The organism is Bacteroides sp. ET336 (genome assembly GCF_024733815.1).
GTDB classification, from domain to species: domain Bacteria; phylum Bacteroidota; class Bacteroidia; order Bacteroidales; family Bacteroidaceae; genus Phocaeicola; species Phocaeicola cellulolyticus.
This window is the reverse complement of the sequence record NZ_JANRHK010000007.1, coordinates 14,800-38,742: the sequence shown is the minus strand read 5'-3', so window position 1 is coordinate 38,742 and position 23,943 is coordinate 14,800. Positions and strand designations below refer to the sequence as shown.

Genomic DNA, 23,943 nt, shown 5'->3' with positions numbered 1-23,943 from the left:
TCTGTCGTGATTATTTAAGAGTAAACGAACCTTGTCCAATCATGTTGCCATCTGCAAAGACATATACTTTATATGTACCCGACGGCATAAATTCCTCTACATCCCAATATAATGTAACAGTCTGTTCCTCACCTGTATATTCTATCATTTTCTTCATAGAATATGAAATGTTTCTGTCTTCGTATGGAAAAGTGTTCGAATCGCTTTTAGTCAGAACTTCATTATCAGGTTTGGCTATTCTTACATATACAGTTTTATTTCCGGTTTTAGCTGTAATGTTCTTTACAATAGTGAACGATACTGCAAGTTTTTTTACGTCCTTGGCTTTTCTTGCTTCACGGTTGCGTTTGTTAAGCGGCTCTGTCACTATGTTTGTGGCGTCAAGCTGTGATGCCAATGTAACTTTTTCGTTCAGAGATTCTTTTTCTTTCGACAGGTTTGAAATCTGTCTTGTCGCTGCGCTATATTTACTTTTTACTTCTTTATTTTCTTCCTGTAGGGCTGCATTGATTTTGTTTAGAGAGTCTATTTGCATAACATAGCTTCTCAATACGGCTCTTACGGTTTTAAGTTCCTTCTTCAGTCTCATTATTTCAGCGGCATTGCTTGTCTTTACCTGGCGAAGTTCTTCAAGTAACCTTTGTGTCTTTAGCTTTTCGCTTTCCAGTTTTTCTCTGAGTGAATCATTGTTTATCTGTATTTGCAATTCGTCATACTGTGTGGCAAAAGTGCTGTACTCGTTTTCCATTTCCATTTTTTCTATGGCAAACAGTTCGGACATTTCTTTGTTTTGCTGCATCTGATGGATTGCAAAGAATGATACACCAGCTACTAAGATAGCAAGAATAACTATGATTATTAGAGACTTATTCTTATTCATAATTTTATTTATTGGTAATATGCCGCAAAAATACAATAATTATGTCAAGATGTATGGTTTTGGTCTCCAAAAAAAACATAATATAGTCTCTATTCGAATATTACCTTCTCTGAAGGGTCTGTTTTCCATTTGCGGAAGGTGAATTGCGAATATTTTGATTTGTTATCTTCAATCCATAGGTTTAAACTATCTACAATATTATTATATTCTTCTTGAGTGTTTGAATAATATACGGCTTTTTTTAATGCTGTTCCGCTTTCGTGATCTTCATGTATTGTTTTCCCTTTATATTCTTTAGGTAGAATACAGTTGTAATAATGTCCGGGATCGTTTTTATGGCAAATACCATAATATCCATTTTTATATTCAGACACAAATATGTTATATAATCTCATTTCATTGTTAACACAAATCGTAGAGGCATTACTTGCTATTGCATTTTTGTTTATATTATTCTTTATTTTACAGTTAAAGATATTTCCATTGTTTTGATATACAAAAATACCTAGTAAGCCATTGTTGTATTCTAATTGCAAATTTGATATGCTACTGTTTATAATCGAACCTGTATTGATAACTGAGAAGCCTGCATAGCTTTTTTGTTTTTCCTGATACATATTTATGATTCCATTAGTAACGTGGCAGTTGTCTATAGTTCCGGCATTCATTCCCACGAACAAGCATCCTGTACTGTAAGAATTATATTCAGGTAAACTAAATTTACAGTTGTTTATGGTTAAATCTTTTATGTATCCGTTTTTTTTATTTTCTCCAAATAGACCAAGGTTTACAATGTCTTCTTGATTTATTTTCAGATTTGATAATGTGTGATTGTTCCCGTTGAATGTATAATTGAATTCTTTTATAATGGAAATTTTTCCCGCCTCCTCATCCGTGAAACTCAAGTCATTGTATAAATTGAATATTTTTTTGCCGTTTATCTCTGTATAGAAATCTTCAAGTTTTTTCCCTTCATATTCTGTTTCACCATTTATAAGATGAGTGAACGCTATGAAGTCTTTTGTAGTATAAATGCCGTTTCCTTTGTTTTTGCTTACATTACATATGTATTCATACCCTCTTTCGAAAATGTCCTCATTTATAATCACTTCTTTGGACATTATGTTGTTACTCTCTATTTTAAACGACAGGCTCATTCCATTCATAGCAGGTATGAAGAATTCATATTTACAATTATCGTTTTTATCGAAAGTAAAACTTCCGCTGTTATTCTCTGTAGTGGTGTACTCACATGTCTTAAGATTGATACTGTTTATTTTTTGAGGTATTTTTACGTGAACTTTTTTAATTGTATCGTTTAGTCCCTTCTCAATGTTTATAATGAATTTTGCAAAAATATGATTGAAACTTAAACTTATTTGTTCTCCGGCTTTAACACTGTTTCTGTAGCATACTACATCTTTCAGCTCACCATTCTCGTAATAAAGATCTTCGCTGCTGTGAATTATCGGATAATATGCTGTAATGTTGGCGTCTCCGTCATCAATATACCAATTGTCGTCTTTTAAGCCGCTCCATTTTCCATCAGTATAATATAGTGTGTCTCCGTTGGCTTTAACCCCTCCTTCACTGAAGAATAGTATGGAACCGTCTTCGGGTATATAGCTGACAGTTGATGCTCTGGAATTAATGTCTTTGAAACCGGACATGGAATTTCCGGTAATTGTAACTAGTTGAGTTTCTTTAAGATTGTTCTCTGTGAAGTTTTCTTTTGTACATGCTGCCAATATTAATATTGTAATGGCCGATAGTAAAGTGCTTGTTTTCATTGTTATAAAATTAGATGTATATATAACAGTCAGGTTATAACAATGGTCCATTATATGGAATAAAAAAACGCTGCCATACCTTCTCAGGCGGGCAGCGCAAGCTACAATACAAAATACAAATACAACTAAACGAGATATCTTAAATCATAAAGATTTAATTCTAAACTATTCCTTGAGCCATCATTGCATGAGCTACTTTCATGAAGCCTGCAATGTTAGCACCCTTCACATAATTTATATATCCATCAGGTTCAGTTCCGTACTTGACGCACTGTTCGTGGATATTATGCATTATATGATGAAGTTTTTCGTCAACTTCTTGTGCGCTCCAACTCAGATGCATTGCGTTCTGGCTCATTTCAAGACCTGATGTTGCAACACCACCTGCATTTACTGCTTTACCAGGTGCATACATTATCTTATTTTCGATGAATGCATCTATTGCTTCAGGCGTACAACCCATGTTTGAAATTTCTCCGACGCAAAGTACGGAATTTTTTATCAAATTTCCAGCATCTTCGCCATTTAATTCGTTCTGAGTTGCGCAAGGAAGTGCAATATCTACCTTAACTTCCCATGGACGACGTCCCGGAACGAATTTTGAACCAGGGAATTTTTCAGCATAAGGCTCAACTATATCGTTGCCCGAAGCACGAAGTTCAAGCATATAGTCAATCTTTTCGCCACTTATTCCGTCTGGATCATATATATAACCATCAGGTCCTGAAATAGTCACAACCTTTGCTCCCAACTGTGTGGCTTTGGTTGCAGCTCCCCATGCCACGTTGCCGAAACCTGAGATAGCTACTGTCTTGCCTTTAATGTCTATACCTTTCTTGTCCAACATATGTTTTACGAAGTACAGACCACCGAAACCTGTTGCTTCAGGACGGATTAGTGAACCGCCGAATTCAAGTCCCTTACCTGTGAAAGTACCTGTAAATTCGTGAGTCAATTTCTTGTACATACCAAACATATAGCCAACTTCTCTGCCGCCAACACCTATATCGCCTGCAGGTACGTCCATGTCAGGACCAAGGTGACGCCACAATTCAAGCATGAATGCCTGGCAGAAACGCATTATTTCCGCATCACTCTTTCCACGAGGTGAGAAGTCGGAACCACCTTTACCGCCACCCATTGGCAATGTTGTGAGGGCATTCTTGAAAGTCTGTTCGAATCCAAGGAATTTAAGGATTGAAAGATTTACTGATGCGTGGAAACGGATACCGCCTTTATAAGGGCCTATGGCGTTGTTGAACTGTACTCTATAACCTATGTTGACCTGCACCTTGCCTTTGTCATCAACCCAAGGTACACGGAAAGTTATTATTCTGTCCGGTTCAACCAAACGTTCTATCAATGATACTTTTTCGAATTCAGGATGTTGGTTATAAACATCTTCGATAGAGAGTAATACTTCTTTTACTGCTTGCAAATACTCCAATTCACCGGGATGCTTTGCTTCCAATGAAGCCATGATTTGATTGATATTCATAATTCAAAATATTAAGGTCTGACAAAATGAAATGTTTTGTATATGCAAAATTATGAAATTCTATATTCTAACCAAATTTTTCTGCGTGTATTTGTGTAAAATAATGATAAAAAGTTAGTAGGTTTGAATATGGTAGTCTATTTGTAAGTTGATTTTAGAGTGTGTTTGGATAGAATTAAGCGCATGGTAAGAGTAACACGTTCGTGTAACGACTGTGACACGTTCGTGTGACGGTTGTGACACGTTCGTGTGACGCCTGTTACACGTTCGTGCGACGGCTTTGCGTATTGTCCTTTTTAATTGAAAAATTATTTGTTTCTGATAAATCTTTTCATTCCTTCGGTGTAGAAAATCTGTGTAGAATCGTTTTCGTCCGAATAGATGAAATAGGCATCTATCTCAGGGTGAGCATTGCATATGGCAACGGCAGAATCAAGTCCAAGCACCATGAAAGCAGTGGCATATGCGTCGGCAGTAGCGCAGTTTTCTGCCACAACGGTCGATGACAGTATGTTGTGCTGCACCGGATAGCCTGTACGCGGATTGATGGTGTGGGCATATTTCTTTCCGTCCTTATAATAGAAGTTGCGGTAATTGCCCGATGTGGCAAGTCCTGCATTTGTGATTTCAATCACTGTCTGAAGTTCCTGGTTTACTGACAGAGAATCGTCTATCGGTTTGTTTATTCCTATTCTCCACGGATTCATTTTCGGATTCTTGCCTTTCAGGACAAGTTCGCCGCCTATGTCTATCATGTAGTTTTCCACTCCTTTGCTGTCGAGCAGGCGTGCCACATGATCCACTCCATAGCCTTTTGCTATGGCGCTGCAGTCAAGCATTGTCCTGCTGTCCTTCTTTATTATCTTTCCGTCTTTCAGTGATATTTTTTCGAAACCAACAAACTGGCGCAGTGAGTCTATCGTCTCGCGGCTTACGTTCGTTGAACTGTCGAACCCAAATCCCCATGCGTTGACCAGAGGAGCTACAGTTATGTCAAAAGCTCCGTCTGTTTCTTCTGATATTCTTTTTGCCAGCGTATAGACGTCTGTCAGAAGACTGTCGGCAGTCATATCAGTATTATTGTTTATTTTTGTTATGACAGAAGACTTGTTGAATGGTGATAGTGAGTTGTCAACTTCTTTCAATGCAGCTTCAATCTCCGGTTTCAGGTTGTCGGCATGCTGATATGTTATCTTATATACTGTGCCGAACACTAGTCCCTGGTCGGTGTGAAACGGTGGCTGTTTCTTCAATATGAGTACTGTTCCCACTATTAGCAGAACGAGGAATGGTATCTGCCATTTTAATGATTTATTGTTCATGTCTTTTATTTGTTTTTTTATGATAAATGTTCGATAAGTATTTTTACTCCTATGCCTATCAGTACCAGTCCTCCGAATATCTCCATTCTGAGATTGAATCTTTTGCCGAAGAACACACCGATGAGGCTGCCTATTACTGATATCACGAAAGATGCTACGCCTATGGCTGCTAGCGGATATGCCAATGAGCTTAGTGTGCTGAATCCGGTAAAGGCGAATGATATGCCTACTGCCAGTGCGTCTATACTTGTGGCAACAGCCAATGTGAGGATGACTTTTAGTTTGCTTGGGTTGAAACTTTCGGATTCTTCATCGCTGAAGTATTCCTTTATCATTCTTACGCCAAGAAATGTCAGGAGTCCGAATGCTATCCAATGGTCGTATGCCTCTATGTAGTGATGAAAGCCTTTTGCTCCCAACCATCCAAAGAATGGCATCATAGCCTGAAAGAAGCCGAAGAAGAAGCCCATTTTGAGAAATGTTTTCCACTCAACCTTATGTAGTATTATACCGCTTGCCACTGAAACGGTGAAACAGTCGATGGCGAGGCTTATCGCCAGAAGCCATATTTCAATTACGCTCATATATTTTATATTTGACAAAATAACAAAAGGACATAAAGGTTTTGTTATGTCCTTATATTAAAACGGAAGATTATACATCAGATGATAGGATAGTGTAAATCCTGTTCCTGCATTTTCACCGTATCCAGGTATGTACCAGGGTTCCGTGTTAGGGTATTTGGTGTAGCTGAGGCGTTTTTTGTATCTGACGCTCCACCCCATACAGAAACCTTTGTAAATTCTGACTTTCATTCCGCCTACCAGTTCCAGCCAGTGGGCTGTGGTGTTTACACCATGATATGAGAACGGCACTTGTATTTGTCCGCCATAATTAGGGTCGGTCATTGTCGGTCCGTCCACATCGTAAACGAATGATGAAAATCCGTATCTGATTCCACCGTATAGAAATCCGGGCAGATGAGGCTTGTTGTAAAAGAAGTTATAGTCGGCTCCTATCTTGAAAAATGGAGCAGCCGTCTTGTATCGTATGTCGGTGGCATCGCTTATTGTGTTCACTTTACCGTATCCCACCTCTAAAACAGGCAGAAAACGGTTCAGAAGATTAGCCTGAAGCATTATTTCGCTGCTAAGGATGTCGCTGCCCAATACATAGTTGCCCAGACCGGCTACTTCTACACCTATGGTGGTTCCCTGATACAGTTTTACGTTTTCTGTCTTTTCCTTGTCCTTTTTATTTTGTGCGAAAGCATACATCGGACATATCAGCAGACTACTGAGTATCAGAAACTGTAAAATATATCCTGAAGTTTTCTTTCTCATAATTGTCAATGTTTGCATTTATTGTTACTATGGAGTCTATCCCGTTGCTGTGTGTCACTTCCGTTGCTTCGTGAAACATCATTGTACCGCAATCGACACTCATAAAATATGGTATATTGCGATGCTTTATTGTGATATAGTCTTGCTGTTCACCGTTGTAATTTATAATGAAAGTGGTTTGGTCATCATAGCTCAAAGGAACTTTGAATGTGCTGAGGTTGCTTTCTTTGTTTATCAGTGTATCGTTTATTACGGAGTCTTTCACTATTCTTTCTATGATTTCACCATTTTCAAGAGTGTCATAAACCGTTACGTCGGTAGTTATCTGTCCTATTATGCTTGTAGGTACAGTTGGTGCCACTGCCGTTCCGTGCTGGTTTACCATGGTGAATTTGGCATATGCCATGGCATTTGGCGGACAGCTTTCACCTTCGCAACTGTTCAGGATAAGTGTTGCAAGCAAGGTTATCGCTATGAATATTATGGGTAGTCTCTTCATCGTGTGTTAAAGTTCTTTTTCAATTTGATACTTGTTTCTCTCTGTGGAGTTGCGTGCTATAAGTTCTCCGATGAATCCGGCTAGGAACAGCTGTGTACCCAATATCATAGTAGTCAGTGCAAGGAAGAAATATGGGTTGTCTGTCACTAGGCTGTATGGGTTACCGGCATGCATGTTATATATCTTCATTGCTCCAACAGCTATTACAGCCACAAATCCAAGGAAGAACATTATCGATCCGAGGAAACCGAAAATATGCATAGGTTTGACTCCGAATTTAGACAGGAACCATAAAGTTATGAGATCCAGGTATCCGTTTACAAATCTGTTTATTCCGAATTTTGTCTTTCCGTATTTGCGTGCCTGATGGTGTACCACTTTTTCGCCAATCTTGCTGAAACCTGCATTTTTTGCCAGATATGGTATGTAGCGGTGCATTTCGCCGTAAACCTCAATGTTCTTTATCACTTCGCGTCGGTATGCTTTCAGTCCGCAGTTGAAGTCATGCAGGTTCTTGATGCCGGAAACTTTTCTGGCTGTAGCGTTGAACAGTTTTGTAGGTATTGTTTTCGAAAGTGGATCGTATCTTTTCTGTTTCCATCCTGAAACCAGGTCGTATCCGTCTTCTGTAATCATTCTGTATAGTTCCGGAATTTCATCTGGGCTGTCCTGTAAATCAGCGTCCATGGTAATGACTACATCTCCTTCAGCCTTCTCGAAACCGCAGAACAGGGCAGGGGACTTACCGTAGTTACGGCGGAATTTTATACCTTTAATATTATCGTGCTTTTTGCTAAGATCTTCTATAACGTTCCATGAGTTGTCGGTACTACCGTCGTTTACAAAAATTATTTCATAGCTGAAACCATTTTCGTTCATTACTCGTTCTATCCATGCCTGAAGTTCCGGCAAGGATTCTTCTTCATTATATAAAGGAATTACTACTGATATGTCCATTTGGATATGTTTTTATTTCTTGATTATTTTATTTTATGGATTCTTCTTTCTTCGCATTGCCAATAATGCTGTAGGAAGTGATAGCAGTGCTCCGTAGAATATGTTTTGGAATATTAATTGCATGGTAAGCTGGAGTGCAGACATTGATGCTATGGTTTCAAGATTTTGTATCAGCTGGTCTATGGAAGTCTCCAGGTCTCCGGTCAGAGTTGATTTAAGATTTTCCAGTTGCTCCATGTATGTTCCCATGAGATAGCCGTTGTCGATAAAACGAAAATAGATATAATGGGCAGCTGCGGTAAGGAGTGAGGCGAAGAAATACATGTAGAGCGAGAATACCCATCCGCGTATGAATGACAGCTCGCCGCCGCAGTAACGTTCTCTGTATTTACGTATATATATGTAGCCAAGTATTGGGACAAACAATGTCATGAAAATGAATAAAAGCTGCAGGAGTGGTATTTTGAAACCTATTGGCAGAAATGAGAATTTTATTATCCAGAATATTCCCATCATCGTACCGAAACGCGTTGCATGTTCTTGTAGTGTCTTTGGTTTGTCTTCCATGTCTTTTCTATATATGTAATTATAGTGCAAAAGTAAGTTTTTTCGGCATAGGAAGTATATAAAACGAGGAAAAATCATCTTTTTAAGGGAAAAACTTTATTTTTTTATAGAAGAATAGTTGCGTAATAAAAAAAAATACCTACCTTTGCACCCGCAATCGAGAAACACCGATACGGTTTTAATCGAAAGCAGACATAACATGGGTAAGTCCCATACGGCCAGCTCCCTTCGAATCCTCCAGGGCTTGATCGCAGCAAAGGTAGTTGGTTGTAGCGGCGCGATATGGTAAGCTTACCCACCTGCCTCTTTAGCTCAGTTGGCCAGAGCACGTGATTTGTAATCTCGGGGTCGTTGGTTCGAATCCGACAAGAGGCTCGAAAAAACAAACATATTTGGAATATTATTCCCCTTGCCTCTTTAGCTCAGTTGGCCAGAGCACGTGATTTGTAATCTCGGGGTCGTTGGTTCGAATCCGACAAGAGGCTCAAAAAAACAAACATATTTGGAATATTATTCCCCCTTGCCTCTTTAGCTCAGTTGGCCAGAGCACGTGATTTGTAATCTCGGGGTCGTTGGTTCGAATCCGACAAGAGGCTCGAAAAATCAGGTTGATAATTCAATCTGATTTTTTTGTTGTTATAAACGAAATGCCGTCCGGAAATCTTTTGGGATGTTCGGACGGCATTTTGTATATATAGATATGAAATGTATAGACATAAAAAAAGGAGTACCGCTGTACTCCAACCTTTGTTAACCTTAAAATCTAATACTATGAAAAACACGATACAAAGGTACGGACTTTTCCTGAATTTGCAAGTTTTGTGCGCGAAAATGTGTGTTTTATAACATGGTTTAACTGTTTTAGTTGGTATGAAATCTTTATTAACAAAAAAGGAGGCTGTTAAGCCTCCTCCGGTTATTAATGAGTTGTTGTTATATACATCCTTTGCTTGAGGGAACTTCAAAGTGATATACATCACGTCTTACGGCCATTTTGATACTTCGTGCAAGAGCTTTGAAAATACCTTCAATCTTGTGGTGCTCATTCTGGCCTTCAGCCTTTATGTTGAGGTTCATTCGTGCCGAATCACTTAATGACTTGAAAAAATGCAGGAACATCTCGGTAGGCATATCGCCTATTTTCTCACGCTTGAATTCTGCATCCCAAACCAGCCAGGCACGTCCTCCGAAATCGAGTGCTACCTGACACAGGCAGTCGTCCATAGGCAGACAGTAACCGTATCGTTCTATTCCGCGTTTGTTTCCCAACGCCTTGTAGATACATTCTCCAAGAGCTATAGCAGTGTCTTCTATGGTGTGATGTTCATCTACCTCGAGGTCTCCTTTTACTTTTATCGTAAGATCCAGTCCTCCGTGTTTACCTATCTGTTCAAGCATGTGGTCGAAAAATCCCAATCCGGTACTTATATCACAAGCTCCGTTACCATCAAGGTTCAGAAATATATAAATATCGGTTTCTTTTGTTGTTCGTCTTACTTCAGCTTTTCTCTCTCCGGCAAACAGGAATTCGGCTATTTTGTCCCAGTCCTTTGTTGCAAGGGAACAATATTCCTCCAGTGATTTCTCTTTCAGAATTTCTTTGTCATCTTGCAGGAGAATGGCTTTGCATCCAAGATTTTTGGCCAGTTCTACATCGGTGGCACGGTCGCCTATAACATAACTTCCTGCCAGGTCGTATTCAGGGTTGTTGATATATTGTGCCAGCATTCCTGTGCGTGGCTTTCTGGTAGGTGCATTGTCTTCAGGAAAACTTCTGTCTATACAGACATTGTCGAAGGTTATTCCTTCGTTTTCAAAAGTCTTCATTACAAGATTGTGTACAGGCCAGAATGTGTCTTCCGGAAATGAGTCTGTTCCGAGTCCGTCCTGATTGGTTACCATAACGAATTCGTAGTCCAGTTTTTCGCGCACAAAGCTCAGATTCCGGAAAACCTTAGGATAGAACTCAAGTTTTTCGAAAGAGTCGAGCTGATAATCGACAGGTGGTTCTATCACCAGTGTGCCGTCGCGGTCTATGAATAATATCTTTTTCATTGTCTCTCCTTATTTATAGTTTTCAAGGGCCTCTATAAGTTTGTCGTTCTCAGGACGTGAACCTATAGTAACTCTGAGGCAGTTATGGCACAAAGTGACATTTGTACGGTTTCTTACTATGATTCCTTTATTTACCAGATAATCGTATATCTTTTTTGCGTCAGTGACTTTGGCAAGGAAGAAGTTGGCATCGGTAGGGTAGATATGTTCGCAACAATCCAAATTGCCGAACTTTTCAATAAGTCTGCTGCGTTCGGTAAGTAATGTTTTCACCCATTCCTTAATCTGATATTCTTTGCCTATCATGTTGATAGCTTCTGTTTGGGTGAGATGGTTTACATTATATGGATATTTCACTTTATTGAACACTGAAATGATTTCTTCAGATGCGAATGCCATACCTAATCTTATTCCGGCACATCCCCACGCTTTTGAGAATGTCTGTAGTACCACCATGTTAGGATATTTGTCGAGCATTGTTGTGAATGACTTTTCTGTGGAAAAGTCTATATATGCCTCGTCTATTACCACAATTCCCTGAAAGTTTTCTAATACGGTTTCTATCTCTTTGTGACACAGATTGTTACCTGTGGGGTTGTTGGGCGAACATAGGAAAATCAGTTTGGTATTGTTGCCTGTCCTTGACAGTAGTTCTGAAGCCTTGAATTGGAAATTTTCGTCTAGCAATACTTTTCTGTATTCTACGTCGTTAATATCCGCACACACTTCGTACATACCGTATGTAGGATCTATTGCTACGGCATTGTCAACACCGGGAACACAGAATGTACGATAGAGAATATCTATTGCCTCATCACTTCCGTTTCCTAAAAATATTCTGTCTTTGCCTATGTTTTTAACCCTTGAAACCAAAGTCTTCAGTTCTGTCTGTAATGGGTCGGGGTAACGGTTGTTCGGTGTGTTATATGGATTTTCGTTGGCATCGAGAAATACAGATGCCGTAGCACCTTTATACTCGTCTCTGGCTGATGAGTAAGGTTTAAGCGACCATATATTGGGGCGTATAAGTTCTTTTAATTCTTTCATTGTCTTGTCCGTTATTTAAGTCTTACTGTCACGGCATTCTTGTGGGCGTCAAGATATTCGTTTGCCGCCATTGTCTCAATTGTAGGTCCTATGTTCATTATGCCTTCGCGTGTGATTTCCTGGAATGTAATCTTGCGGGTGAAACTGTCCAGATTTACTCCGCTGTAGGCTTTTGCATATCCGTTGGTAGGAAGGGTATGATTGGTTCCCGAAGCATAGTCGCCTGCACTTTCAGGTGTGTATGGACCGAGGAACACCGAGCCGGCATTGACTATTCGTTCTGCTACCTGCATATAGTCCTTAGTTTCTATAATCAGGTGTTCAGGTGCATATTCGTTAGTCATTTCTATAGCTTCGTCAATGGTATTTACCAATATAAGTTTGCTGTGTGAAAGTGATTTCTCTGTTATTTCCTTTCTTGGAAGTACGGCTAACTGTTTTTCCACTTCTTCCTGCACTGCATTGATAAGCTGTTCCGATGTGGTGATCAGTATTGACTGGCTGTCCACTCCGTGTTCAGCCTGTGAGAGCAGGTCGGATGCCACGTATGCCGGATTGGCTGTTTCGTCTGCAAGCACAGCTACTTCCGAAGGTCCGGCAGGCATATCTATAGCTACATCGTGTAGTGATACTTCCTGCTTGGCTGCCATTACGTATTGGTTGCCCGGCCCAAATATCTTATATACTTTTGGGATGCTTTCAGTACCGTATGCCATTGCTCCTATAGCCTGTACGCCACCGGCTTTGAATATTCTGCTTACTCCGGCTGCCTTGGCTGCATAAAGTATAGCTGGGTTGATTTTACCTTCACGGTTTGGAGGTGAACACAGGACTATTTCTTTGCATCCTGCAATCTTTGCCGGAGCTGCGAGCATCAGCACTGTAGAGAAAAGGGGAGCTGTTCCTCCTGGAATATATAAACCTACTTTCTCTATGGCTACTGCTTTCTGCCAGCATGTAACTCCTGTTGTAGTAGTGACTTTCTGTCCTTCAAACTTTTGTGATGCGTGGAATGTGCGAATATTTTCCAATGCCTTGCCGATGGCTTCCTTCAGTGTGTTATCGGTAGCTTTTTCAGCTTCAGCAAATTCTTCTTCAGTTACTTCGAGTGACGACAGTTTTACCTTGTCGAATTTCTCTTCGTATTCAATAACGGCTTTGTCGCCTTTTTCGCGTATATCACCAAGTACTTGTAGCACTGTGTCGCGAAGTGTTGCCGTGTTTAATGTGGGACGACTCAGAAGGTTTTTCCATTCTGACCGTGCAGGATATATTATTATGTTCATTTTTTAGTTTTTAGTTGTTGGTTATTAGTTTTTAGTTATATCAGCATAGATTTCTAACAGCTAAAAACTAACAACTTTAAATCTTTATTCTTATTCTTAGAGGATCATCTTTTCGATAGGAAGAACCAATATTCCCTGTGCGCCGATAGCTTTCAGTTTTCCTATTATCTCCCAAAAACATTTCTGGTCCAGTACTGTGTGTACGCTGCTCCATCCCTCGGTGGCAAGTGGCATGACTGTAGGGCTTTTTATTCCCGGAAGAACTTCAATTATATCTTTCACCTTGTCTGTAGGAACATTCATCAGTACATATTTCTTGTCTTCGGCAGCTTTTACGGCATCCAGTCTGAACAGCAGTTCCTTGAGGATTTCTTTTTTATCTTCACTCATGTTCTTGTTGCCAATTAGAAGAGCTTCACTTTTCATTACCACCTCTACCTCTTTCAGGTTGTTGCTGATAAGTGTTGAGCCTGAGCTTACTATGTCGAATATGGCGTCTGCCAATCCTATTCCCGGAGCTATTTCTACCGAACCTGTTATAACGTGTATATCAGCTTTTATATTATTCTTATCGAGGAATTTTTTCAGAATTACCGGATAGGAAGTAGCAATTTTCTTTCCGTTGAACCATTCCAGACCGTTATACTCAATTTCTTTATGCAGGGCTAGAGACAGACGGCATTTGCTGAATCCCAGTCTTTGGACAATATCAGCTTCTTCTTCTCTTTCTTCAAATTCGTTTTCACCTACTATACCCATGTCGGCAACTCCACTTGCCACGCATTGAGGTATGTCGTCATCGCGCAGGAACAGGATTTCTACAGGGAAGTTTGTTGACTGTGTGAGCAATGTGCGTTTTGATGTTGACAGTTTGATGTCAGCTTCTGCAAGCAGGGCCATTGTGTCTTCGAACAAGCGGCCTTTTGATTGTACGGCAATTCTTAGCATATCTTTCGATTTTAAAAGTTTATAATCTGCATTAATAAAAAAGGCTCACCGTTTGTTTTACGGCAAGCCTTGAATAAATCTTTTTCTATAATGAACTGCATGAGCCATCAGCCTACCGATTATTTCGTCAGGAAATGATGATGGTGATGTAGAGCAGTTGTAAAAATCATAACTTTTTCTTATTGTTTGCGACAAAAGTATAGTGAAAGATTTATAATTCCAAATATTTAATGCAAAAAGTTTGATTTTTCTTTCAAATTAGCGGATTGACATCTTCGTCTTCTGTCTCGCATCCGTAGAAAAACATGTCTTTCTGCGCTTTTTCTTTTGGAAAAGTAAAGTATGTGCAAGTAGCTCTGGTACACTCTTCTCCCTTCATATTATAGATTGATGCATCTACCAGTATGATGTTTCGTTTCTGTTCTTTGATATGTGCGCGTAACACCACATAATCGTCAGTAGTCATTATGGATTTCATGTATCGGGTTTCCATTTTCGACGTTACGCCCGTAGTCTGAAGCTTTCTTGCTATCACCCATGCGCAGATTTCGTCCAGCAGTGTGGCCTGTATTCCACCGTGCAGTGTGTTTACCCATCCCTGATATTTTGCTTCAGGATGCCAGATACTTACTATATCATCTCCGTCTTCGTAGAACTCCATCTTTACTCCGGCTTCATTGTTTGGCGCACATCCGAAGCAGTAATATCCGTCGAGACCTTTCCAGGGGTTAATAATCTTTTTCATAGGCTGTTTCAATTATATTTCAAAATCCACGCATGCTCTGTCTTCTTTTGCTTCTTTAATAATTCCAGCCGCAGCCACGTGATCTGGATGAACAGAATATGCTTTTACATCTTCCAGCGAATCGAATGTACTGTCAAGGCAGATATCCCACTTTTCGGATGGGTTGATGTTTAGCCCTACATGAATATCTTTTATGAATTTGATTTTTTCAGGCAGTGATTCAATAGCCGATTTGAAATTGTTCATTATTTCAATTTTCTCATTTTCAGACAAGCTTTCTTTCAGCTTGAACATAACAATGTGCTTGACCATAGTTTGTATATTTTATTTATTATAGTATTTTTGTATGCGGCAAAGATACGGAAATATATTTATTAATTATTAAAATGTGATACGATGAAGAAACATAGAGTGTTAATTCCTGCAATAATAGTGCTTGTGGTAGCTTTTATAACCATACCTTTTGTTGTGAAAGAGGAGCGTGAAGTGGAAATTATTCATGATGATTTGGATCAGGTTATTGAAGATGGCGAACTCATAGTGCTCACAATAAACAGTTATGCGTCATATTTTAATTACAGGGAAGTACCTATGGGGTTTCAGTATGAACTGGCACAGGGCTTTGCGAAATCATTGGGTGTTGAATTGAAAGTTAAGGTCTTGAATTCAGAGGTTGAATTGGTAGATGCTTTGCTCAGGGGGGATGGAGATCTGATTGCATACAATCTGGCCATAACAAATGAAAGAAAAAAAGAGTTGATATATTGTGGCAAAGAGAATATATCGCATCAGGTATTGGTTCAAAGAAGCGATAAGGATGCCTTGAACGATGTGACCCAATTAGTAGGTAAAGATGTGTATGTTATGCCAGGGAAATACGAGGAGCGACTTGAAAATCTGAATCATGAACTGGGGGGAGGTATAATAATACACGAAGTGACCGAGGACAGTATAACGAATGAAGACCTTATCGAAATGGTTGCCAAAGGTAAAATTGATTATACAGTAACTAATAACGAACTGGCTAAAATCAATAAGACATATAATCCCAATCTGGATATAAGTATGGAGATAAGTTTCGACCAGCGTTCTGCGTGGGCAGTAAGAAAGACATCTCCTAAACTGGCTGAGGCTGCGGATAAATGGCATCGAGAGAATATAAACTCAGCCGAGTTCGAGGCTAGTGCCAGAAGATATTTTGAACTTAACAAACATACTCCCCAAGGTTCTATTCTTTCGCTTAAAGATGGAAGGATATCCTATTATGACGATTTGTTCAGAAAGTATGCGCCGCAGATAAACTGGGACTGGAGATTGCTTGCAGCCTTGGTTTATACAGAATCTAATTTTAACCCGTCGGCTGTTTCCTGGGCAGGTGCAAAAGGATTGATGCAGTTAATGCCTGTTACATCCAGAGCTTACGGTGTTCCTGTAGGAATGGAAAGTGATCCTGAACAGAGTATCAAGGGGGGAGTAAAATACATATCAGAATTGCAGAAGATTTTCTCTAAGGTAAAGGATGACAGGGAGCGTGTGATGTTTGTGCTTGCTTCGTATAATTCAGGTATAGGTCATGTGTTTGACGCAATGGCTTTGGCTGAGAAATATGGCAAAGACAAATATGTATGGGATGGGAATGTAGCAGTATATATGTTACTGAAGAATAAGGAAGAGTATTATAAGGATCCTGTCTGTAAGAACGGTTATTTCAGAGGTACAGAAACCTATAACTTTGTACGTGACGTACTGACACGAGCTGATGTTTATATTAAAAACATAAAGGAATGATGTGAAAAACATATGGCTGAAAGCTTATGGGGGAAACTTTCAGCCATGTTTGAGCAATTAATGATGAAAAATGAGAGTTTAATTATTTTTTTATTTGAACATTTCTACGATTTTGTTTAATTCGCCAGCGTTAATTACCCCACTTTGTCTCCACATCTGTTTTCCGTTTTTGAAAATCATCAGTGTAGGTACAGACTGTATGCTGTATTGCATGGCAAGTGCATTATTTTTGTCAACATCAACTTTTATTATACGTACTTTATCTCCCTGTATGTCTTTAACTTGTTTAAGTATAGGAGCCATAGCCTTGCATGGACCGCACCATTCAGCGAAGAAATCCACAATTACAGGTACGTCCGATGAAGAAATTAATTCATGAAAAGTTTCCATATATGTCTATCGTTTTATGTTGTCGTGATTTAGTTATAAAACAAACTAGACATAGCTTTTGTTCGATACAAAAATAAAAAAAGGTGGATTTTTTCCACCTTTTTTTATTTTCTTTTTGTGCTTTAAATAGTGTTTAAATGCTGTTTAAACACTATTTAAAAAGTCATTATTTGTTGATACCTGAATAACGTGCGTTAAGTCCGTCAACAATTTCCTGTGTGATATTATATGCAGGATCAGCATAAAGAAGGTTGTCGAAACCTGTGTTGCTGATAATCAAGCTATAACCTTTATCCTTGTTGTAGATTTTAAGGAATGAGTTGATTGAGTCTCTCAACTGAAGGCTGTTCTTCTGGTTTTCGTCAGCAAGGTCCTTGCTAAGTTTTTCCTGCAAAGCCTGAAGATCCTGCTGCTGTTTGATGATACGGTTCTGCTGCTGCTGAGCGCTTTCTGCACTTACGAAACCGTTGTTTTCATATTTGCGCTGGAATTCTTTCATTGCAGCATCAAGAGCTTTAGCCTTTTCGTTAAGAGTAGTACGGATGTTCTCTTCCTTCTTTATCATAAGTTCGTTCAGGTCGTTCCAGAAACGATATTTTGTAAGAAGCGAGTCTATCTCTACGTATGCAATCTTCATGTTTGTTGTACCTGTAGCTGCAACAGGTGCTGCTGTTTGTGTTGATTCACCATTGTTTCCTGCGCACTGTACAAACATTACAGCCATAACCACAGCTAAAAATCCTTTGAGGATGTACTTAGTCTTTCTCATAAATTTTCTATATCATTTAAGTTAATTATTCTCCTTCTTCTTCATTTTTCTGTCTTTCCGAGATGGCGTTAGGATTGGTTTTACGCTGTTCTCTGTCTTGCGACTGCACGCATCCGATACCTCTTTCACGCATGGCTTTACTTCCGCTAACATGTGTATTAGGGAAACGTCCGTTCTTTTTGAACAGTATTTTTACGCATAATAGTGCTATACAGACAGCTACTATTATAAGTGTAGCGAGTATTATCTTAAGCATTGCTATAGTTTTTATGATAAATAGGATACTGTTCGGGATAGTCAAAATTTGAAAAACTGCCTTTTTCATTTGCCTCTCCGCTCACCTTTCACTATTTTTGTGGTGCAAATATATAGTTTTGTTACGATTAAAACTTCACAATGCTTTTAAAAAAGTCATTATAAAGGTGTAAATCGGCTTATTTAACTTATTTTTGCATAGTAAATAATTACATAAATACTTAATACAGATTATTATGGAAGTAAAAGACTTGACTCCTAAGATTGTTTTTCATTATTTCGACGAAATCTGCCAGGTGCCCCGTCCTTCTAAAAAGGAAGAGAAAATCCGTGCTTATCTCATCTCTTTTGCCGAAAGCAAAGGACTGGAATATAAAGTGGATGAAGCCGGAAATGTTCTGATAAAGAAAAATGCAACTCCTGGAATGGAAAACAGAAAGACTGTTATCCTGCAGTCGCATATAGACATGGTTTGCGAAAAGAACAACGATACTGTACATGATTTCGAAAATGACCCTATTCAAACATATATAGACGGTGAATGGCTGAAGGCCAAAGGTACTACTCTCGGTGCAGACAATGGTATCGGTGTAGCAACTCAGCTTGCTGTGTTGGCATCAGAAGACTTGCAGCATGGTCCTGTTGAATGTCTGTTCACGGTAGATGAAGAAACAGGTCTTACAGGAGCATTTGCATTGAAAGAAGGTTTTATGAACGGAGATATTCTTCTTAATCTTGACTCTGAAGACGAAGGCGAACTGTTTATCGGATGTGCCGGAGGTGCCGGAACAACTGCCCAGTTCCCATGTCCTATGGTGAAATCGCCTGAAGGTTATTTCTTCTTCCGTGTTACTGTGAAAGGTCTTACAGGAGGTCATTCAGGAGATGATATCAATAAGAAACGTGCTAATGCCAATAAAGTATTGAATCGCTATCTGATGCTTCTCTCTCAGAAATACGATTTATATATTGCAGAAATAGATGGAGGAAACCTTCATAATGCGATACCTCGCGAGGCTCATGCTGTATGTGCTGTTCCTATGAAGGATAAAGAATCGGTAAGAGTGGATTTGAATATATTCCTTGCTGACGTTGAAAACGAATTCTCTGTTACAGAGCCGAACATCAGAATGGATCTTGAGTCGGAAACAGCTTTGCCGGAAGTGATCGAGAAGTCTGCAATGACCAAGTTCCTCAATTCTATCCATGCAGTGCATAATGGTGTGTTTGCCATGAGTCAGGATATGGAAGGATTGGTTGAAACATCGTCTAACCTTGCTTCTATCAAGATGCGCGACGGACAGATTGTGGTTGTTACAAGTCAGCGCAGTTCTATTTTGTCTTCACGTATGGATATGTCGCAGACAGTACGTTCTGCTTTCGAACTTGGTGGAGCGACAGTAACCACAGGTGATGGCTATCCTGGATGGAAACCAAATCCTTCATCGGAGATTCTGAAAGTGGCTGTTGACAGTTATAAAGCTTTGTTCGGTACAGAACCTAAAGTGAAAGCTATCCATGCAGGATTGGAATGCGGTCTGTTCCTTGAGAAATATCCTTCTCTTGACATGGTCTCATTCGGACCTACATTGCGTGGAGTACACTCACCTGATGAAAGAATGCTTATTCCTACAGTGGAAAAGTTCTGGATGCATTTGCTTGATGTTTTGAAGAATATACCAGTTAAAGCTTGATTATGGGCTTTATAAGAATATTGATTTGTTGGGTAGCATGGTTCATATCATTGAACCTTGCTGCCCAACAGTCTTTTCTGGTGATGGAGTATAACGTGGAAAACCTTTTCGACTGCCGTCACGATACCCTTAAAAATGATTTGGAATTTATGCCGGACAGTCCTAGGGGATGGAATTACGGCAAATTCAGAAAAAAGATAGAGAATATTGCCCGTGTCATACTTTCTGCCTCGCGTGAGAATGTTCCCGATATCATAGGGCTTTGTGAGGTGGAAAACGAATTCTGTGCTAAAACACTTGTAGGATATTCCCAATTGAAAGAAGCCGGCTACGAATATGTAATTACAGATTCGCCCGACGAACGCGGTATAGATGTGCTTTTGCTTTATCAGCCTTATACCTTCAAACTTCTGAACAAAAAATTCATTCATGTTCCAACCGTTAGTATCGGCGGACGGCCAACACGCGATATTCTCCATGCATCGGGGCGTGTCGTGACAGGTGACACTCTGGATGTTTTTCTAGTGCATTTCCCTTCTCGATCAGGAGGTTGGAGGAAAACCGAAAAGTTCAGACTTATGGCTGCCGGAATACTGAAATCTGCTGCTGACAGTGTGATGAGTGTTCGTTCAAATCCTAATGTTATAATAATGGGCGATTTCAATGATTATCCGCAGAACAAGTCTATATCCTCAGTACTGAAAGCCTCCAGACCCGGAAAAGATATTGAACGAAATACGTTATACAATCTTATGGATGGTAGGAAAGGAGGTACTTATCACTATCGCGGACAATGGGGTATATTGGACCAAATGATTGTCAGCGGCAGTCTGTTGGGAGAAGGCAGTATAAGGACTGATTATTCTAAAGCAAGCATCATCGACTTCCCTTTTTTGCTTGAGGAAGACGACAAGTATGGTGGTGTCACTCCGTTCCGTATGTATAACGGCATGAGATATAAAGGGGGATATAGCGATCATCTACCCATTTTGCTTGAATTCGAACTGTATCATTAGCAATAATCCACTTTTTTGATAAAGATTTATTGCATAAGTCAATTGAAATGCCGATTTTTGTTATTAAGAATATAAATAATAAATCCTATGCTCAGTAAGTTAAAGTTAAATCAGCTTTATTTCAAGGATACTCAATTTGCCAATCTGATGACAAAACGAATATTCAACGTTTTGCTCGTGGCAAATCCATACGACGCTTTCATGCTGGAGGACGACGGACGTATAGACGAAAAGATATTCATAGAATATATGAATCTCAGTTTGCGTTATCCTCCACGTTTTACTCAGGTTTCCACTCCGGAAGAAACATGGAAACAGTTGGGGAATACTACTTTCGATCTTGTAATCTGTATGCCAGGAACAGACAGTAGCGACACTTTCGATATTGCCCGTGATATCAAGGCAAAATATCCTCATATACCTATCGTAGTTCTGACTCCGTTCTCGCATGGTATCAGAGAAAGAATGGAGCATGAAGACCTTGGTGTGTTCGAGTATGTGTTCTGCTGGCTTGGTAATACAGACCTTCTTGTGTCAATCATCAAGCTGATAGAGGACAAGATGAATCTGGAACACGATATAAAGGAAGTGGGTGTACAGATGATAATGCTTGTGGAGGACTCAATACGTTTCTATTCGTCTGTTCTTCCTAATCTGTACAAGTTCGTGCTTAAGCAAAGTCAGGAATTTGCCACCGAGGCGTTGAACGAGCACCAGCGTACGTTGCGTATGCGTGGTCGTCCTAAAATAGTACTTGCACGTTCATACGAAGAAGCGATGAAACTGTATGAAACATTCAGCAATAACGTATTGGGTATAATATCCGATGCCAGATTTCCTCATGACGGCAAGATAGATCCTTTAGCCGGAATAAAACTTCTAAAGGAAGTGCGTAGTCGTGATCCGTTTATGCCTCTGATTCTTCAGTCGTCTGAAGTAGATAACCGTAAGTATGCTGATGAGTGTAAGGCGGTATTTGTTGACAAGAATTCCAAAAAGATGAATATCGATCTCCGTGAGGCTGTTTCTGAAAATTTCGGTTTCGGTGATTTCGTATTTATCAATCCTAAGACAAAGGAGGAGGTGGCAAGAGTCCATAACCTGAAGGAATTGCAGAATATAGTATTTTCTATTCCGGCAGATTCTTTCCATTATCATATCAGTCGTAACCACGTTTCACGTTGGCTTTATTCCCGAGCTATTTTCCCGGTAGCGGAATTTCTGAAACAGGTTACATGGGATTCTCTGCAGGACCTTGATGCCCATCGGCAGATTATATTCGAGGCTATTGTCCGCTATAGGAAAATGAAAAACCAGGGCGTTGTGGCAGAATTCAAGCGCGAGCGTTTCGACCGTTATTCCAATTTTGCCCGTATCGGTGAAGGTTCATTGGGAGGTAAAGGACGTGGTCTGGCATTTATCGACAATATGATTAAGCGTCATCCTGATTTCGATGATTTTGAGAATGCATCTGTTGCCATACCTAAGACTGTTGTTCTGTGTACTGATATATTCGATGAGTTTATGGACAGCAACCGTCTTTACCAGTTGGCATTGAGTGATGCTGATGATGAAACTATCTTGAGGGCCTTTCTTCGTGCCAAGCTTCCGGACAGACTGGTAGAGGATTTCTTTGCTTTCTTCGATGTGGTGAAATCACCTATAGCCATACGTTCGTCCAGCCTTCTAGAGGATTCTCATTATCAGCCTTTCGCAGGTATATATTCCACATATATGATACCATATATGGAGGACAAATACGAGATGCTCCGTATGCTGAGTGATGCCATAAAAGGAGTTTATGCATCAGTATTCTATAAAGACAGTAAGGCATACATGCAGGCTACCAGTAACTTGATTGACCAGGAAAAGATGGCTGTGATACTTCAGGAAGTGGTTGGTACACAGTATGGCGACAGATATTATCCTGCCATTTCCGGTGTGGCACGTTCAATCAATTATTATCCTATAAATGATGAACTTGCCGAAGAGGGAACAGTAAGTTTGGCTTTGGGACTTGGTAAATATATAGTAGATGGTGGGCTTACTTTGAGGGTTTGTCCTTATCATCCTGACAAGGTACTGCAGACTAGTGAGATGGATATTGCTCTTCGCGAGACGCAGACACGCTTTTATGCGCTAGACCTCAAGAACACAGGACAGAATTTCTCGCTTGATGATGGTTTCAATCTTCTTAAACTGCATGTCAAGGATGCTGAGGCCGATGGTGCATTGAACTATATTGCTTCTACATACGATCCATATGATATGGTGATACGCGATGGCATCTATCCTGGTGGAAGAAAGGTGATTACATTTGCCAATATTCTTCAGCATGATGTCTTTCCATTGCCTCGCCTTTTGCAATTGGCGCAGAAGTATGGACAGGGCGAGATGCGTCGTCCTGTAGAAATTGAGTTTGCTGTGAACTTCGATGCAAACAACAAGACAGGAGTTTTCTATCTCCTTCAGATACGTCCGATGATTGATATAAAGGCTGATCTGGATGAAGACCTGAGCCTGATTCCGGAAGATAAGATAATATTGAAGAGTGAAAACTCTCTCGGTCATGGAGTAATGGACGATATATGCGATTTGATATATGTCAAGACTGATGGATATTCAGCTTCGAATAATCAGCTGATAGCATATGATATAGAGAAACTGAACCGTAAATTCCTGGACGAAGGAAAGCACTATGTACTTGTTGGTCCGGGCCGATGGGGTAGTAGCGACACATGGCTTGGAATACCGGTAAAGTGGCCTAATATCTCAGCTGCAAGAATAATTGTAGAAGCCGGACTGACAAATTATCGTGTGGATCCAAGTCAGGGTACTCACTTCTTCCAAAATCTGACATCATTCGGAGTGGGATATTTCACCATCAATGCGTTTATGAACGACGGTATCTATAATCAGGAATTTCTGAACAGTCTGCCGGCCGTGGAAGAAACACAATATTTGCGTTGGGTAAGATTCAAATCTCCGCTTATAGTTAAGATGGACGGTAAGAAGAAATTGGGAATTGTGGCTTTGCCTGAATAAGCAACCTTATAAATGAAAAAAACGGTTTCATGTATCTTAAAATGATGAT

At 39.8% G+C, this 23,943-nt stretch carries 22 protein-coding genes and 3 tRNA genes; 7 read left to right on the top strand and 18 right to left on the bottom strand.

Annotated features, from left to right (window positions below; all coding sequences use genetic code 11):
• Nucleotides 1-10 precede the first annotated feature (10 nt).
• The 9 genes from NW213_RS08455 to NW213_RS08415 all read right to left on the bottom strand — a co-directional run bounded on the left by NW213_RS08455 (nucleotide 11) and on the right by NW213_RS08415 (nucleotide 8,856).
• Complete coding sequence (locus NW213_RS08455) at nucleotides 11-880, bottom strand: hypothetical protein (protein ID WP_258322476.1); 870 nt, start codon at nucleotides 878-880, stop codon at nucleotides 11-13.
• Nucleotides 881-969: 89 nt separating this feature from the next.
• A complete protein-coding gene (locus NW213_RS08450) occupies nucleotides 970-2,670 on the bottom strand; it encodes a fimbrillin family protein (RefSeq protein ID WP_258322475.1) in 1,701 nt (566 codons plus the stop codon).
• A 160-nt stretch (nucleotides 2,671-2,830) separates the two neighbouring features.
• Nucleotides 2,831-4,168, bottom strand: coding sequence for an NADP-specific glutamate dehydrogenase (gdhA, locus tag NW213_RS08445; protein ID WP_204392095.1), 1,338 nt, complete (start codon nucleotides 4,166-4,168; stop codon nucleotides 2,831-2,833).
• Nucleotides 4,169-4,476: 308 nt separating this feature from the next.
• Nucleotides 4,477-5,490 carry an FAD:protein FMN transferase gene (locus NW213_RS08440; RefSeq protein ID WP_235339656.1) on the bottom strand — a complete coding sequence of 338 codons (1,014 nt, stop codon included), beginning with the start codon at nucleotides 5,488-5,490 and terminating at the stop codon, nucleotides 4,477-4,479.
• A 17-nt stretch (nucleotides 5,491-5,507) separates the two neighbouring features.
• Nucleotides 5,508-6,074: a manganese efflux pump MntP family protein gene (locus tag NW213_RS08435; RefSeq protein WP_258322474.1), complete on the bottom strand. Its 567-nt coding sequence runs from the start codon at nucleotides 6,072-6,074 to the stop codon at nucleotides 5,508-5,510.
• Nucleotides 6,075-6,131: 57 nt separating this feature from the next.
• Nucleotides 6,132-6,833 carry a DUF6048 family protein gene (locus tag NW213_RS08430; RefSeq protein WP_235339658.1) on the bottom strand — a complete coding sequence of 234 codons (702 nt, stop codon included), beginning with the start codon at nucleotides 6,831-6,833 and terminating at the stop codon, nucleotides 6,132-6,134.
• A complete protein-coding gene (locus NW213_RS08425) occupies nucleotides 6,784-7,332 on the bottom strand; it encodes a DUF6452 family protein (RefSeq protein ID WP_154043911.1) in 549 nt (182 codons plus the stop codon). The genes NW213_RS08430 and NW213_RS08425 overlap by 50 nt, the downstream gene beginning before the upstream one ends.
• A gap of 6 nt (nucleotides 7,333-7,338) precedes the next feature.
• A complete protein-coding gene (locus NW213_RS08420) occupies nucleotides 7,339-8,289 on the bottom strand; it encodes a glycosyltransferase family 2 protein (RefSeq protein WP_258322473.1) in 951 nt (316 codons plus the stop codon).
• A gap of 33 nt (nucleotides 8,290-8,322) precedes the next feature.
• Nucleotides 8,323-8,856, bottom strand: a complete 534-nt coding sequence (locus NW213_RS08415; protein ID WP_258322472.1) for a DUF4199 domain-containing protein — start codon at nucleotides 8,854-8,856, stop codon at nucleotides 8,323-8,325.
• Nucleotides 8,857-9,157: 301 nt separating this feature from the next.
• Here NW213_RS08415 and NW213_RS08410 point away from each other — a divergent pair.
• From NW213_RS08410 to NW213_RS08400, 3 genes are all read left to right on the top strand, one after another.
• Nucleotides 9,158-9,231: transfer RNA gene (locus tag NW213_RS08410), tRNA-Thr, on the top strand.
• A gap of 36 nt (nucleotides 9,232-9,267) precedes the next feature.
• Nucleotides 9,268-9,341: transfer RNA gene (locus tag NW213_RS08405), tRNA-Thr, on the top strand.
• A 37-nt stretch (nucleotides 9,342-9,378) separates the two neighbouring features.
• Nucleotides 9,379-9,452 (top strand) — tRNA-Thr (locus tag NW213_RS08400).
• Between the two features lie 337 nt (nucleotides 9,453-9,789).
• Here the strand turns inward: NW213_RS08400 and hisB are convergent.
• From hisB to NW213_RS08370, 6 genes are all read right to left on the bottom strand, one after another.
• A complete protein-coding gene (hisB, locus tag NW213_RS08395; RefSeq protein ID WP_258322471.1) occupies nucleotides 9,790-10,911 on the bottom strand; it encodes a bifunctional histidinol-phosphatase/imidazoleglycerol-phosphate dehydratase HisB in 1,122 nt (373 codons plus the stop codon).
• A 9-nt stretch (nucleotides 10,912-10,920) separates the two neighbouring features.
• A complete protein-coding gene (gene hisC / locus NW213_RS08390) occupies nucleotides 10,921-11,958 on the bottom strand; it encodes a histidinol-phosphate transaminase (protein WP_258322470.1) in 1,038 nt (345 codons plus the stop codon).
• 11 nt (nucleotides 11,959-11,969) lie between these two features.
• Nucleotides 11,970-13,244 carry a histidinol dehydrogenase gene (hisD, locus tag NW213_RS08385; RefSeq protein ID WP_258322469.1) on the bottom strand — a complete coding sequence of 425 codons (1,275 nt, stop codon included), beginning with the start codon at nucleotides 13,242-13,244 and terminating at the stop codon, nucleotides 11,970-11,972.
• A gap of 96 nt (nucleotides 13,245-13,340) precedes the next feature.
• Nucleotides 13,341-14,192 (bottom strand): ATP phosphoribosyltransferase, encoded by an 852-nt coding sequence (hisG, locus tag NW213_RS08380; RefSeq protein ID WP_204393851.1) that lies wholly within the window; start codon nucleotides 14,190-14,192, stop codon nucleotides 13,341-13,343.
• A 253-nt stretch (nucleotides 14,193-14,445) separates the two neighbouring features.
• Nucleotides 14,446-14,937, bottom strand: a complete 492-nt coding sequence (locus NW213_RS08375; RefSeq protein ID WP_258322468.1) for a PaaI family thioesterase — start codon at nucleotides 14,935-14,937, stop codon at nucleotides 14,446-14,448.
• Between the two features lie 12 nt (nucleotides 14,938-14,949).
• The gene (locus tag NW213_RS08370) at nucleotides 14,950-15,249 is read right to left on the bottom strand and encodes a Dabb family protein (protein ID WP_154043902.1); all 300 of its coding nucleotides are present in this window, start codon (nucleotides 15,247-15,249) and stop codon (nucleotides 14,950-14,952) included.
• 84 nt (nucleotides 15,250-15,333) lie between these two features.
• Between NW213_RS08370 and NW213_RS08365 the strand changes: the two genes are divergently transcribed.
• Complete coding sequence (locus tag NW213_RS08365) at nucleotides 15,334-16,725, top strand: transglycosylase SLT domain-containing protein (protein WP_204393846.1); 1,392 nt, start codon at nucleotides 15,334-15,336, stop codon at nucleotides 16,723-16,725.
• Nucleotides 16,726-16,815: 90 nt separating this feature from the next.
• Here NW213_RS08365 and trxA read toward each other — a convergent pair whose 3' ends face one another.
• The 3 genes from trxA to NW213_RS08350 form a co-directional block, all read right to left on the bottom strand.
• Nucleotides 16,816-17,115: a thioredoxin gene (gene trxA, locus NW213_RS08360; RefSeq protein ID WP_258322467.1), complete on the bottom strand. Its 300-nt coding sequence runs from the start codon at nucleotides 17,113-17,115 to the stop codon at nucleotides 16,816-16,818.
• A 166-nt stretch (nucleotides 17,116-17,281) separates the two neighbouring features.
• Nucleotides 17,282-17,884: an OmpH family outer membrane protein gene (locus NW213_RS08355; RefSeq protein WP_154043897.1), complete on the bottom strand. Its 603-nt coding sequence runs from the start codon at nucleotides 17,882-17,884 to the stop codon at nucleotides 17,282-17,284.
• Nucleotides 17,885-17,909: 25 nt separating this feature from the next.
• Entirely contained in the window at nucleotides 17,910-18,140 is a 231-nt protein-coding gene (locus NW213_RS08350; RefSeq protein WP_258322466.1) for a hypothetical protein, read from the bottom strand.
• 235 nt (nucleotides 18,141-18,375) lie between these two features.
• Here NW213_RS08350 and NW213_RS08345 point away from each other — a divergent pair, with 235 nt between their 5' ends.
• The 3 genes from NW213_RS08345 to NW213_RS08335 all read left to right on the top strand — a co-directional run bounded on the left by NW213_RS08345 (nucleotide 18,376) and on the right by NW213_RS08335 (nucleotide 23,894).
• Nucleotides 18,376-19,833, top strand: coding sequence for an aminoacyl-histidine dipeptidase (locus NW213_RS08345; RefSeq protein ID WP_258322465.1), 1,458 nt, complete (start codon nucleotides 18,376-18,378; stop codon nucleotides 19,831-19,833).
• Between the two features lie 2 nt (nucleotides 19,834-19,835).
• On the top strand, nucleotides 19,836-20,849 hold the full coding sequence (locus NW213_RS08340) for an endonuclease (RefSeq protein WP_258322464.1): 1,014 nt from the start codon (nucleotides 19,836-19,838) through the stop codon (nucleotides 20,847-20,849).
• Nucleotides 20,850-20,936: 87 nt separating this feature from the next.
• Nucleotides 20,937-23,894, top strand: coding sequence for a PEP/pyruvate-binding domain-containing protein (locus tag NW213_RS08335; protein WP_258322463.1), 2,958 nt, complete (start codon nucleotides 20,937-20,939; stop codon nucleotides 23,892-23,894).
• The last annotated feature ends 49 nt before the right edge of the window (nucleotides 23,895-23,943 follow it).